Raw genomic sequence first — 12,754 nt, forward strand, 5'->3', positions numbered from 1 at the left:
ACCCGGTCTTGTTGCCAGGAATTCCATAAACTTTAAGCGTGCTGTTTATCGCGGTCCCGTCCTGCATCATACGGTGTGGCCACCGGAATGAACAAGTCGATGATCCCGATGACAAGAGCGGCCAGAATAGCACCCAGCCAGGTAACATCCACCCCGCCAACGATAAACTGGGCAATCCAGATGACAACGACACTGGCGATAAAACCGACAATGCCGCGGCCGAATGGGGTAACCCGTTTGCCGAAGATGCCTTCGATAATCCAGCCAAGAGCTGCGATGACGAGCGCCAGCAATAACGCGCTCCAAAATCCGCCGACACTGAACTGAGGCACGATGTAGCCAACAATCATCAGCACGATGGCTGAAACGACGAAACGAACGACATGACCCAGAAAATGCATGTGCAAACCTCCTCCGTGTTTTTAGCAATACTCCCGCACTCATCAATAATGAGTAGTTTTCGGAAGTATAGTTTAACTTCATGGGATGCATCATTATTGTCTCCCGCTTTGCTGCTGTCATTCATGGCAGCATCCGTCATGGCATACGTTGTACGCATCGGCTATAATAAGAATCGAGGGGAGTTGTGCTCGTTTTGGACAATAAAATCTTACACACACTAGAATTTTCAAAAATAGTAAATAAATTATCGCAGCACGCGTCGACCTCGCTCGGTAAAGCGGTGGCCGATGCCATTCGTCCGAGCTCCGATCTGGAAGCGGTCAAACTGACGCTTCAGGCTACGGATGAGGCGTATAAAGCGGACCGTCTGAAGGGCAATGCTCCCTTCGGCGGAATCGTAAACATTCGTCCGGCCTTGCTGCGCTCCATTATAGGTGGAACGCTGAACCCTGCCGAGCTGCTGGAAATCGCAGAGACGATACGCGGCTCGCGGCGGGTAAAGCGTCATGTCCTTCAGCTCCATGATGATGATCCGGTTCCCATGCTGGCCGATATGGCGCAGCAGCTGACCGAGCATAAGGTATTGGAAGATGCCATTCTCAATTGCATCGACGAACAGGCGGAGGTCATGGACAGCGCAAGTAATGAGCTTGCCGGCATCCGCAGAGAGCTGCGGGGCGGGGAGGCGCGGGTCCGTGAAAAACTGGAGCAAATGGTCCGTTCCTCATCCGTGCAGAAGATGCTGCAGGACGCCATCGTAACTATTCGAAACGATCGGTACGTCATTCCCGTAAAACAAGAGTACCGTTCCCATTTTGGCGGTATCGTACATGACCAGTCGGGATCGGGAGCGACATTGTTTATTGAACCGGAAGCGATCGTTGCCATGAACAACAAGCTTCGTGAGCTGCGGTTATCCGAGACCCGCGAAATTGAGAAAATACTGCAAAAGCTGACCGCGCAAACAGCGGAATACGCAGAAGAGCTGCAGCTGGATCTGGAAGTGCTTGGCGAGCTTGATTTTGCTTTTGCCAAGGGAAGGCTCGCCCACCAGATGGGGGCGACGCTGCCCCGTATGAACGACCGCGGTTATTTGAAGCTGCGCCGCGGCAGGCATCCGCTTATCGCCCGTGAGAATGTCGTCCCGACCGACGTGGAGCTCGGCAATTCGTATTCGACGATCATCGTCACAGGACCGAATACGGGAGGCAAGACCGTGTCGCTCAAGACAGTTGGGCTGCTCAGCCTGATGGCCATGTCCGGCATGTTCGTGCCCGCCGAAGACAACAGCCAGCTATGTGTATTTGACGCGATTTACGCCGATATCGGCGACGAGCAAAGCATTGAGCAAAATCTTAGCACGTTCTCCAGTCACCTGACCAACATCATTCGCATACTGGGCAATATGACGCCCAAGAGTCTGGTGCTGCTGGATGAGCTGGGTGCGGGAACCGATCCTGCGGAAGGCTCCGCTCTGGCGATTGCCATACTGGAGCATATGCACAAGCTGGGCTGCCGCATTATTGCGACCACGCACTACAGCGAGCTTAAGGCATATGCCTATAACCGCAAAGGTATCATCAATGCGAGCATGGAGTTTGATGTGCAGACACTCAGCCCCACTTATCGTCTGTTGATCGGTGTGCCGGGACGAAGTAATGCGTTTGCTATCGCCGAGCGGTTGGGCCTTCAGCGGTCGATCATCGATGTGGCGCGCGGCGAGGTCAGTGAAGAGGATATGAGGGTCGAGAATATGATTGCCTCGCTGGAGGAGAACCGGCTGGCGGCCGAAGCCGAACGGAACTTGGCAGAGAGATTGCGCAAGGATCTGGAAGCTCAGCAGGCGAAGCATGAAGCGGAGCGCAGCAAATTTGACGAGCAGCGCGACAAGCTGCTTGCCAAAGCTCAAGAGGAAGCTCATGAGGCGATTGCCAAGGCAAGAAAGGAAGCCGAGCAAATTATCTCCGATTTGCGCAAGCTTGCCATGGAGGAAGGAGCGTCAGTCAAGGAGCATAAGCTGATCGACGCGCGCCGCAAGCTGGATGAAGCTGCTCCGGAGCTGAAAAAATCAAAATCCAACAAGCCAAAGAACGCTGCAAAGCCGCAGCGGATCGAACCCGGCGACGAGGTCATGGTTTACAGCCTGGGTCAGCGCGGCCATGTCATTGAGATCAACGGCAGCGATGCCCTGGTGCAGCTCGGCATTCTGAAGATGAAGGTGGCTACGGGCGATTTGGAGCTGGTGAAACGGGCTGAAACCGCCAAGACCCAGCAGCCTAAGCTTGCTGCAAGTCTTAAGCGGACCCGCGACGAGAATGTGCGTATGGAGCTTGACTTGCGCGGGGCAAATCTTGAAGAAGCGATTGTGGAGGTTGATCGGTTCCTGGATGAATCCTTCCTTGCCGGCCTTGGCCAGGTTTACATTATTCACGGTAAGGGAACCGGCGTTCTGCGAACGGGTATCAGTGAGTTTCTGCGCCGTCACAAGCATGTCAAGACTTATAGACTGGGCAATTACGGAGAGGGTGGAGTCGGCGTCACCGTTGCGGAAATGCGTTAATTCAGCTTCATGCCAACAAACAGTATGCGTTTCCTATTTTTTGGATAAAAGGGAGGCTCTTAATGGAAAACGAAATCGACACGCTGCTCAGCAATCCTTATGCGGCGTCACTTGCTTGCGTTTCAGTCGCCATTCTGGCACTGGTCGTTTTCCTTTATTTCTTTGAGTACGTAACCCGGTACAAATGCTGGCATGAAATTAAACAGGGGAACATGGCCGTCGCCATGGCAACGGGAGGCAAAATTTTCGGAATCTGCAATATATTCCGGTTCTCGATTCAAGCCAACGATACGGTGTATCTAAGTTTATTGTGGGGGACATTCGGCTTCCTGCTGCTTATCGTCGCTTATTTTCTGTTTGAATTCCTTACCCCCGTATTCCGGATCGATGACGAGATCAAGAAGGACAACCGGGCTGTCGGCTTTATTGCAATGATTATCTCGGTGTCCATCTCCTATATAATCGGCGCTACGCTTGCCTGATTGCCTGATTGCCGATTGCGATCAGTACCAGACCAACAAACTTCGGAGAGGGCCTTAACGCTAATGAAATATTTATGGGGAACTTTATTTGCGCTTGCGTTGCTGTTTGTCGTGCTTGGCGTATTTTATTTAACGAAATAAAAGGGTGGAGGAGAAATGGATGGCGGAAGTTGAAAATACGATTTGTCCGTGGTGCCAAACGGAAATCGTCTGGGATGAAGAAATAGGGCCGGAGCGGCATTGCCCGCATTGCGAGAATGAGCTGTCCGGATACCGGACGCTGCAGATCGGCCTGGACGGGATTGACGAAGACGAAGACGAAGATGAAGAGGAGATTGGGGAAGAAGAAGACTGGGAGGAGCGCAATGATCGTGCGGAGGCGAGCGGAATAAGCCTGGCGCCTGATTTGTCGGAGCTTCGCCATTACAACCGGGACCAACTGGTGCTCAAAGAAGCAATGGACCAGCTGCTCGACGATCAGCTTGAAGCACCGGAGTGTCCATCCTGCCGGGAATTCATGCTTGAGGCAGGGACCCAAACCATAACGGAAGCGCAGTTCAAGCCGCGGACCCCGGCAACCATGACGGAGCCGCTTCTGACGCCGCCGTTCCAGATTGTGTTGTACGTCTGCCCTTCCTGCTTTCATACCGAGCAGCGTCTTGGGGTTCAGGAGCAGGAACGGCTGATCCAGCTATTATCAAATGAGGTCGAGAACGGAAAATAATGGGAAGTTATTCAATCCGGCATGCATTGGAGCTTTTGAGGGTACCTTACGTCAGGTAAACGCTCAAAAAGCAAACATGCGGGAGGGATAGGTTTGGAGCATAGCAAGCATGCCGTCCGCTCAAGGGGGTCCGCTCCATCCGCCGCCCCAGGCAAACTGCGGACAGAATCCCTCACAGGAGACGGACGCTCCGGCAGTGGACCGGCTTTGGACAAGCAGGCTGTGCTGCTTCTTGCGGTACAGGGGCTTATTGCGATTGCCACAGCCTTGTCGGGTACTTTCCTGCCTATTTATCTGTGGAAGGCAAGCCAATCGTTAGCGCTGATCGGGTGGTTTCATTTCACCTTGTATACGGTTAGCGGACTTACGTTCTGGATTGCCGGCAAATGGGTCAAGGAGCATAACAAGATGAACAGCCTCCGGCTGGGGATTGTAATGTCGGGGGTATTTTATTTTGTTATCCTTCTGCTTGGTACCCGGGCGGTTACATATGCAATCCCGCTTGGTGTGCTTGGAGGACTTGGGCAAGGATTTTTCTGGCTGGCCTACAATGTGGTTTATTTTGAAATCACCGAGCCGGCCAACCGGGACCGCTTCAACGGCTGGACAGGGCTGATTGCCTCCGGTGCAGGTATTGTCGTTCCCTGGATATCAGGATTTATTATTACGGCTTCTCAGGGTAACCAGGGCTACAGTATAATCTATACCGCATCGGCCATCATATTTGGCATTGCCACGATTCTCAGTTTTTGGCTCAAAAAGAGAGAGGCTGCCGGCCGCTATGAATGGCTGTATGGCTTCAGGCAGCTCAAAACTCCCGGTGACCCTTGGCGCCGCGTTGCGCTTGCGATTGTGGCGCAGGGCATACGCGACGGGGTATTTATGTTTCTTGTCGGGCTGCTGGTCTTTATGGCGACAAGAAATGAACAGAAGCTTGGCAGCTTCTCGCTGATCACTTCGCTGCTTGCTCTTATCAGCTTCTGGCTGATCGGCAGGCTGCTCAGGCCGCACTTGAGGAGCCGGGCGATGCTGTTTGGGGCTGCAGCGGTGACGGCGGCCATACTGCCGCTGTTTTGGCCGCAGCGCTATGAAACGCTGCTGATATTCGGGATTGGAACGGCGCTTTTTATGCCGCTTTTTATTATTCCCATGACATCGGTGGTCTTCGATTTGATCGGGCGCAATGAGGAAAGCGTCAAACGGCGGGAAGAATTCGTTGTCCTGCGGGAAACCTCCCTGACAATTGGACGCCTAGTTGGGATTGCCGCTTATTTGCTCGTACTGCCCCAGGCCAATTCCACACCGCAGGCTATTCCTTGGCTGATGCTGATCATTGGCGCATTTCCGTTAGCGTGCTGGTTCCTGGTACGGGGCTATGTGAACAGAAGTCCTGCCGGAAGGAAGGAACCGGTCTGACCCAAGCGGCTGGACAAATATCCGGGTGGCCCTTGCGTGGATCAGACGATGCTTCATTGGAGAAATAAACAGAGCAAAAAGAGAAGCCCTGAAATAGCGGGGCTTCTCCTTTTTTTTTGGTAAGGTATATTTGCAGACTATACTTGCTTATCTTCCTCTTTATGATCGGCAACGAGATCCTTGGCTGATGATTTGAACTCATGAAGCGTGCGTCCTACTGCACGTCCGAGCTCCGGCAGCTTGGTAGGGCCGAAAACAATCAAAACGACAACGAGAATCATCATAAGTCCGGGCAGTCCGATATTTTGCAGCATAGGATCACTCCTCTATTTTTAATCTTGATTGTAGCGCTTGGGATAGACGGCAACAGCTTCAATTTCAATGAGCCAATCAGCATTGACCAGGGCGGCGACTCCAAGTGTGGAGCGGGCCGGTTTAACGGGATTTTCCGGTGTGTTGAAAAATTGCGCATAGGCTTCGAACCAGCCGTCAAAATCAAATTTGCCTTCTTTCAGAGCATCCTGGGCGATGTATACGCGCAGATAGGCGACATCGGCAAGCGTCAGATCCTGCTCCTTCAACTGCTTTTCAATTTCCTTCAGAATGCCGATACCCTGGGTCTTGGTATCGCCGTATCGTTCATACACGGTTTTCCCATCCTTGTTGAGCACAGGCGGTACAGTACCGCTTGTCGAAAAAGTGGCTGAACCGGCAGGGATTGCGACCGAGCTGGAAATGGAAGAAGTGGGGCTTCCGTAGTATTCCACTTCATTAATAGGCTCCTTCAAATATCTGTTCGGGGTCTCGGGATCCCCCTGTGCAGCAAATGCGCTCACACAAAGAAAGCTGGATATGACGGCTGTGCCCATCAATAATTTGACTTTTTTCGGCAGGCTCAATAATATTCCTCCTTATGGTCTATTAGTCTTTCAACACGCGCTGATGGATGTCCGTTACAACCGAACGGGCGGATTCAATCGCCCCGGCCTGCCAAGCCGTGATGTAGCTGATATGCTCCCCGGCAAGGTAGATTCGTCCGTCCGGCTTGCAAAGTGTAGGATAGTAAGTCTTCCGGTCGTCTCCGGAATAAGATACCCAGCCTCCGAGATTGTATTTTATTTTTTTCCAGTCGATCGAGAAGGAGGTCTGGAACTCATCATAGAATTGCGGATGAATTTTGGCCCCCTGCATCATGGCATGCTTTTCGCGTTCCTGATAGGACATTTTGCCCAGCTTGTCGGCGTTGGAGCCAAAGACATAGTAACCGAGCAGAATGCCTTTCTTGGAAAAATATTTCGTAGGCGGGTAGTACATTTGGGTGATATCCATATTGGTCATGGTATTGCCGCCGTAGATTTGCTCATCCTCTTCCCAGAAGCGGCGTTTGAACTGAAGCCCCATTTTCCCTGCGGAGGCATATCCGACGCTGGAAATCGCTTTGGCCATATTAGGCGAGAAGTCTGCCGGGATGCCCTTGAGGACAGATAGAGGGATTGTGCAGATGCAGAAATCGCCTGTTACTTCTCTGTCGACATTCTTCTGCAGATCCGTATAGACAATCCGCACTCCCGAGGAGGACTGACGGATTTCTTTAACCTCCGCCTTGTATTTGATCTGGTGTCCTACCCTTTTCTCAAAGGCTTTGGAGATCATATCCATGCCTCCGACAGGGTGGAACATCATCATTTGCATATCATAGCTGTATTCGCTGCTGAAGAAATTGCCGAAGCCGGAATTGATGATCGCTTTCATGTCAAATGGGTCTCTCAGCACCCCGGCGTCCAGTCTGCTTCCCGGTTCGTCCTTATAGCCGCCGCGTTCAGAGCCCCGGTAAAACAAATCCTCTTCAAGATTCCCTTCCGCCTTGAGATAGTTGACCAGTTTAATTTTCTCGTCTGCCGTAATCGGGAGATCGAGCGCTTTCTGATTAACGGCTTTCGCCATCATCTCGGAAACATAACCTCTCATATCGGCTTTGGCAGCCCGTTTGCGGATCTTCTGGCCGGAAAGCGCGCCCACATTCTCGTTATAATAATAAGCGCTGTCATTCACGTTGTTGAAGGGCTCCATCTCCACGCCAAACTCACGGCAGTAATCCATGGTCACATGAAACTGCGGAATGCGCATTGGACCTGCGTTCAGGTACATGCCGTCATCGAACCGGGCGATCTGCTTGGAAGCGCCCACCTCAGCTTCTGTCGTGCCCTTCCTGACCGACCAGTTCCGTCCGCCCGCTCGTTCCCTGGCTTCAAGAATGGTAACGTCGTAGCCGGCTTTACCGAGCTCGTAGGCCGCTGTCATACCGCCGATACCAGCTCCGAGAATAATGACTTTCTTGCCATTGCGGTTGGTTGCCGTTAAATCGCCACTTCGGGGAGGTGTGAAATCTGCTGCTTTTACGGTTTCAGGCGAAAGCAGGCCGAGTGTTCCCATAACACTGAATACGGCCGCCGATCCTCCGACTTTTCCAACGGTCGTTAAGAACTGCCTGCGGGTAATTTCGTTCGGTTTCTCTTTAGTCTCCACGGCGCGACATCTCCTTCTCAAAGTAGATTCAACCTTGCAAGGAAAATGTATCACACCGCTTGCCGTGGCGAATCAAAAATGTTAGATTATCTAACATAAATTATTTTTATGTGCGGATCACATTTAATAAATATTTATAATAGACTTGCAAAGATTTAAAGCGCTTGCTATAATCCGTCCCAACCCCCTTGATTAACGTCATGTTTCTTAACATTTGAAGTTATTTTACTTACTGAATTGATGTTGGAGCATTCAAACACCAAAGGAGGCTAAGCGTTATGGAAGAGAAAGTGATGTATATAGGGATGGTGTGTGAGCTTACAGGATTATCTGAAAGGCAGATTCGTTATTACGAGGAAAGAAAGCTGGTTTTTCCCGTTAGGACCAAAGGAGGAGTTCGAAAATATTCATTCGAGGACGTGGATAATATCCGTGAGATCAACCGGAATATAAAGGACGGTTTTCGGACGTTTGAGCTGAAAGGCATGCTGAACAAACGTCTGCACGGAAGAGGCCAGGCATAATTCAAATACGAAAGGGGAAACCGTGATGATTGAAGAAAAGAAGATGACCTTAATTGAACATCTTGCAGAGCTTCGAAAACGGATTATCGGGGTAATTGTCGTTCTATTTCTGACCATGATCGGGGGCTTGATCCTTTCGCCAAAAGTACTTCTCTATCTGAAAGGCATCCCGCCGGCTTCCGGAATTACATGGAATGTTTTCTCGCCCTGGGACGCGCTGCGTATCTATATGCAGGTTGCCTTTGTGATTTCGGCAGCCGTCACTCTCCCCTATATCCTGTACCAGCTCTGGAGCTTTATGAAAGTCGGGCTAAAGAAGGAGGAGCAGGAGGCTACGCTGCGCTACATTCCCTACTCGGTCCTATGTTTCCTGATCGGAATTGGATTCGCGTATTTTGTCGTATTTCCGATGAGCTTCAGTTTTACTTCCCGGATATCCGACCAGCTGGATCTCACCCAGACGTACGGCATCGCGCAATACTTCGGTTTCATGCTCAGCATCGTAATACCCATGTCCCTGGCTTTTGAACTGCCGGTCGTTATTATGTTTTTGACAAAAATCGGTGTGCTTACGCCCAAGGTATTGAACAGCATGCGCCGTTATGCCTACCTGGGACTTGTCATTTTGGCCAGTCTGATCTCACCGCCTGAACTCATTTCACATTTGATGGTCTTTATCCCTCTGGTTGTTCTTTATGAAATCAGCGTCTGGCTGTCCCGTGCCGTCTACCGCAAGAAGACAAAAGTGCCGGCTATCGATGCAGCTGTAATGAACGGGTGATCCGGTGCGGATAACTCTGCTTCCTATCTATCCGGCAAATTGAGAGGATAGGCATGACGACCCGTATAACCTGTATATAATGAAGCAAAAAATAAGGGGCTGCCGCGGCGGTCCCTTTTTCATGCGTCCTTGCTTTACTCTGTATTGACGAAACGATATATATTCATTAGCTGCAGGGCGTTAGATCCATTATAATTGATGGTGGAACAACAAGCGTACGCTGATCCGGCGAGCAGCAGGATTGGAAGCTAATGAAAAAACGGAAGAGGATTGGGATCATGGCTAAAGTGAAGGACGGCATCATCGGTTTATGCGTTGGAGACGCTTTGGGCGTTCCTGTCGAATTTCGGTCGAGACAAGCATTGGAGCAGTCGCCGCTGACGGATATGACAAGCTTCGGCTCGCATAATCAGCCTGCCGGAACCTGGTCGGATGACAGCTCTCTTACCTTCTGCCTGATGGACAGCTTGGCGGAATGCGGAGAAATTGATTTGGTTGATCTGGCAGGCAAGTTCGGCGAATGGTGCTGGAGAGCCAAATGGACGCCGCATGACGAAGTATTTGATATCGGCATTGCCACCCGGGAGGCGATCATCAGACTGGAAGATGCGGCGCTGCCTCCGCAGCTTGCAGGCGGATCAGATGAATTCAGCAATGGCAACGGTTCTTTAATGAGGATTCTTCCGCTTGCCTATTACTTGGAGGGTCATTCCTTTGAAGAGCGCATACATGCCGTAACGCGGATATCTTCTCTTACCCATAGGCATCCGATTTCGATTATTGCTTGTGTAATCTATGTGGAAATTGCTATTTCCCTGATAGAAGGGAAGCATTTAGAGGAAAGTCTGAATCAGGCTAAGGAAGCTGTTGCCCGGCATTATGCCCTCAGTCCGGAGCTTTCGGCCTTCGATCGCGTTATGCAGGGGGATTTGAAGCGGCTGGGCAGGAATGAGATTCAGTCCTCCGGTTATGTGGTTCATACGCTGGAAGCCAGTCTGTGGTGTCTGATGAATTCCGGAAGCTATGAGGAAGCGGCATTGAAAGCAATCAATCTGGGCGAGGATACAGATACGACCGGAGCTGTTACAGGTGGATTGGCCGGTCTGATGTATGGACTTGACGGTATCCGCAAGAGCTGGATCATACAGCTGGCAAGGCTTGAAGAAATTATGGGCTTATGTGACCGGTTCGAAGAGGCCATAGAGCAAAGAAAGTGAAAGTAGGGAGGATATAATGGGGCGTATTGTAAACAGCATAACGGAGCTTATCGGAGATACACCCGCGGTTTGTCTGCAGCGATTGACGCAGCCGGAAGACGCGGAGGTGATTGTAAAGCTGGAGAGATTCAACCCCAGCGGCAGCGTGAAGGACCGCGCGGCGTCTTCCTTGATTCTGGATGCTGAGCGAAGAGGCAAGATTCAGCCGGGGGATACGATTATTGAACCAACAAGCGGGAATACCGGAATAGGTCTGGCGATGAATGCCGCAGCCAAAGGCTACAAGCTGATTCTGGTTATGCCCGACAATATGTCGCAGGAGAGAATCTCGCTGCTTAAGGCCTATGGTGCAACAGTAGTTCTGACGCCGGCGGCGGAGCGGATGCCCGGCGCGATCCGCAAAGCAATGGAGCTGCAGGCTGAACGGCCAGGCAGCTATATTCCCAATCAATTCGAGAACCCTGCGAACCCCGATATTCACCGGGTAACAACGGCGCTGGAAATTATTGAACAAACGGAAGGCCGACTTGACGCTTTTATCGCTACTTCGGGAACAGGAGGCACAATAACCGGTACAGGCGAAGCCTTGAAGGCGGCCATTCCCGGTCTGCATATAGCTGTCGTCGAGCCATTGGGATCGCCAGTCCTCTCTGGCGGCCAGCCTGGGCCGCATAAGCTTGTGGGCACCAGTCCCGGCTTCGTCCCGGTTATTCTCAACACCTCTGTGTATGATGAAATTATCCGCGTGTCCGATGATGATGCTATCCGCACTATGCGTGATCTGTCCAGACTGGAAGGACTGCTTCTGGGCCCGTCCTCCGGAGCGGCTGTCTGGGCAGCCATGCAGGTTGCCTCCCGGATTGGAAAAGGCGGGCGTGTGCTCTGCATGGCCCCGGACAGCGGCGAGCGTTATTTAAGTATGGATCTATATTGAAAGAAGAAGATGAGGACGCATGGCGGTTTAATTTTTCCAGCTGCTCAAGGCTTCCTTGACAATAAGCCGTCTTTCATTGATGTAGTTCTTGAATACCTCTGGCTCTTCCTGAAAAGTGTGGAAGGGCCATTTTCTCGTGAAATCGTCTCTGATCGCTGGCGTCAGCTCCCCGTGCAGCTTCATCAGGACGGGCTCCAGCCGCTGTAAAGTAAATTTATCAGCCAACAGCTGGTTCAGAATACGGCGATAAGCCTGCCGGCAGGAACGGTAGGATAATATTTTGCGCGTCAGGATGTTGTACCCCTTTACCCGGACCAGATCGCTGCCGCATAATTTGCCATAGCAGTTTCTTCCCCAAGTGCCTTCATAATCCCAGGGTATAATCCGGTACTTGCCGCTTGTTGCATGCTCATACAGGGCATAGTTCTGATCAAAACCGTCATAATTTCCGGTCAGCACGGCGCCGGCAAGCCACTTTAAGTAAAGCCCGATGTCGAGCCGCTTGACGAGATAGGAGCGGAGAGCCTCGCCGGCGGCGCGGTTAATCCGTCTAACGAAGCGGGTCAGGCGGACTGGTGTCTCTTTTGTCCCCTTCATCACGCGGTAACCGGAAAAAAGTGTAGCTTTATGCTGATTCGTATCCGGGTCGACGAGACTGAAGTTGGCATTGTCATTAACCGCGTAGATGAGAGCCCTGGAGCCGATTTTCCGCTTTCTGAAGAAGGTCTGGTCCACGGCTTCGATATCCAGATAAACGCCGTGGGGCTGATCATTCCATTCCAGCCAGAAATGACGGGTTGAGGGTGCCGGTACCTGGATGGAGTTGAAAAAATGAAAGGAAAGGGCATTGCGCATCATCGACGGGTCGTCGAATTCAGCATTCCAATGCATGGTCTTATTATTACCATACCGCAGCTCGTAAGATTTTTTGGGATAATTGCGAGTATGGCCCCCGCGGAAGCGAAGCTGCGCCTCATAGGATTCTCCGTCCATTTCAAGCTTAACGGGAGCGAATTCATTGCTCCATACATCAGCCTGGAGCCTTGACAAATCGTCCTCATTGATCGTTATTTTGCGGGTCGGCAGTCCTTCCCCGGACATTGGACCATCTCCTTAACCAAAAGATAAAGCCTATCGGTAAAGACGATAGGCTTTTTTTTATGATTCTTTACATTATGCAGGCATCAG

The 12,754-nt window shown here is 51.4% G+C and carries 13 protein-coding genes; 8 read left to right on the forward strand and 5 right to left on the reverse strand.

All coding sequences use genetic code 11. From position 1 onward, the window contains the following. Positions 1–32: 32 nt before the first annotated feature. Positions 33–401 (reverse strand): phage holin family protein, encoded by a 369-nt coding sequence (locus tag AC0YOA_RS34070; RefSeq protein WP_475790364.1) that lies wholly within the window; start codon positions 399–401, stop codon positions 33–35. A gap of 194 nt (positions 402–595) precedes the next feature. Here AC0YOA_RS34070 and AC0YOA_RS34075 point away from each other — a divergent pair, with 194 nt between their 5' ends. The 4 genes from AC0YOA_RS34075 to AC0YOA_RS34090 all read left to right on the forward strand — a co-directional run bounded on the left by AC0YOA_RS34075 (position 596) and on the right by AC0YOA_RS34090 (position 5,584). Then, positions 596–2,962 carry an endonuclease MutS2 gene (locus AC0YOA_RS34075; protein WP_475790365.1) on the forward strand — a complete coding sequence of 789 codons (2,367 nt, stop codon included), beginning with the start codon at positions 596–598 and terminating at the stop codon, positions 2,960–2,962. Positions 2,963–3,024: 62 nt separating this feature from the next. Further along, complete coding sequence (locus tag AC0YOA_RS34080) at positions 3,025–3,444, forward strand: DUF350 domain-containing protein (protein WP_475769113.1); 420 nt, start codon at positions 3,025–3,027, stop codon at positions 3,442–3,444. 160 nt (positions 3,445–3,604) lie between these two features. Further along, positions 3,605–4,168, forward strand: a complete 564-nt coding sequence (locus AC0YOA_RS34085) for a hypothetical protein (protein ID WP_475790366.1) — start codon at positions 3,605–3,607, stop codon at positions 4,166–4,168. A gap of 93 nt (positions 4,169–4,261) precedes the next feature. Further along, a complete protein-coding gene (locus tag AC0YOA_RS34090) occupies positions 4,262–5,584 on the forward strand; it encodes an MFS transporter (RefSeq protein WP_475790367.1) in 1,323 nt (440 codons plus the stop codon). A gap of 137 nt (positions 5,585–5,721) precedes the next feature. Here the strand turns inward: AC0YOA_RS34090 and AC0YOA_RS34095 are convergent, their stop codons facing one another. From AC0YOA_RS34095 to AC0YOA_RS34105, 3 genes are read right to left on the reverse strand one after another with little or no spacing between them, the layout of a single operon-like run. Next, entirely contained in the window at positions 5,722–5,898 is a 177-nt protein-coding gene (locus AC0YOA_RS34095) for a twin-arginine translocase TatA/TatE family subunit (RefSeq protein WP_210045585.1), read from the reverse strand. A gap of 18 nt (positions 5,899–5,916) precedes the next feature. After that, positions 5,917–6,483 (reverse strand): RidA family protein, encoded by a 567-nt coding sequence (locus AC0YOA_RS34100; RefSeq protein ID WP_475769116.1) that lies wholly within the window; start codon positions 6,481–6,483, stop codon positions 5,917–5,919. 22 nt (positions 6,484–6,505) lie between these two features. Then, complete coding sequence (locus AC0YOA_RS34105; RefSeq protein ID WP_210045586.1) at positions 6,506–8,110, reverse strand: flavin monoamine oxidase family protein; 1,605 nt, start codon at positions 8,108–8,110, stop codon at positions 6,506–6,508. A 278-nt stretch (positions 8,111–8,388) separates the two neighbouring features. Here AC0YOA_RS34105 and AC0YOA_RS34110 point away from each other — a divergent pair, with 278 nt between their 5' ends. From AC0YOA_RS34110 to cysK, 4 genes are all read left to right on the forward strand, one after another. Beyond that, positions 8,389–8,634 carry a MerR family transcriptional regulator gene (locus AC0YOA_RS34110; RefSeq protein ID WP_210045587.1) on the forward strand — a complete coding sequence of 82 codons (246 nt, stop codon included), beginning with the start codon at positions 8,389–8,391 and terminating at the stop codon, positions 8,632–8,634. 25 nt (positions 8,635–8,659) lie between these two features. Then, positions 8,660–9,415: a twin-arginine translocase subunit TatC gene (gene tatC, locus AC0YOA_RS34115; protein WP_475790368.1), complete on the forward strand. Its 756-nt coding sequence runs from the start codon at positions 8,660–8,662 to the stop codon at positions 9,413–9,415. Positions 9,416–9,693: 278 nt separating this feature from the next. Next, on the forward strand, positions 9,694–10,632 hold the full coding sequence (locus tag AC0YOA_RS34120) for an ADP-ribosylglycohydrolase family protein (protein ID WP_475790369.1): 939 nt from the start codon (positions 9,694–9,696) through the stop codon (positions 10,630–10,632). 16 nt (positions 10,633–10,648) lie between these two features. Then, a complete protein-coding gene (gene cysK / locus AC0YOA_RS34125; protein ID WP_475790370.1) occupies positions 10,649–11,566 on the forward strand; it encodes a cysteine synthase A in 918 nt (305 codons plus the stop codon). 27 nt (positions 11,567–11,593) lie between these two features. Here cysK and AC0YOA_RS34130 read toward each other — a convergent pair whose 3' ends face one another. Further along, entirely contained in the window at positions 11,594–12,667 is a 1,074-nt protein-coding gene (locus AC0YOA_RS34130) for a CotH kinase family protein (protein WP_475790371.1), read from the reverse strand. Positions 12,668–12,754: the final 87 nt, after the last annotated feature.

This window comes from Paenibacillus sp. JT22N12 (assembly GCF_056269365.1).

What these genes read in the sequence shown, in the direction of transcription:
- AC0YOA_RS34070 (WP_475790364.1), bottom strand. Translation starts at nt 401, where the DNA reads ATGCATTTTCTGGGTCATGTCGTTCGTTTCGTCGTTTCAGCCATCGTG.
- AC0YOA_RS34080 (WP_475769113.1), top strand. Translation starts at nt 3,025, where the DNA reads ATGGAAAACGAAATCGACACGCTGCTCAGCAATCCTTATGCGGCGTCA.
- AC0YOA_RS34085 (WP_475790366.1), top strand. Translation starts at nt 3,605, where the DNA reads ATGGCGGAAGTTGAAAATACGATTTGTCCGTGGTGCCAAACGGAAATC.
- AC0YOA_RS34095 (WP_210045585.1), bottom strand. Translation starts at nt 5,898, where the DNA reads ATGCTGCAAAATATCGGACTGCCCGGACTTATGATGATTCTCGTTGTC.
- AC0YOA_RS34110 (WP_210045587.1), top strand. Translation starts at nt 8,389, where the DNA reads ATGGAAGAGAAAGTGATGTATATAGGGATGGTGTGTGAGCTTACAGGA.
- tatC (WP_475790368.1), top strand. Translation starts at nt 8,660, where the DNA reads ATGATTGAAGAAAAGAAGATGACCTTAATTGAACATCTTGCAGAGCTT.
- AC0YOA_RS34120 (WP_475790369.1), top strand. Translation starts at nt 9,694, where the DNA reads ATGGCTAAAGTGAAGGACGGCATCATCGGTTTATGCGTTGGAGACGCT.
- cysK (WP_475790370.1), top strand. Translation starts at nt 10,649, where the DNA reads ATGGGGCGTATTGTAAACAGCATAACGGAGCTTATCGGAGATACACCC.
- AC0YOA_RS34130 (WP_475790371.1), bottom strand. Translation starts at nt 12,667, where the DNA reads ATGTCCGGGGAAGGACTGCCGACCCGCAAAATAACGATCAATGAGGAC.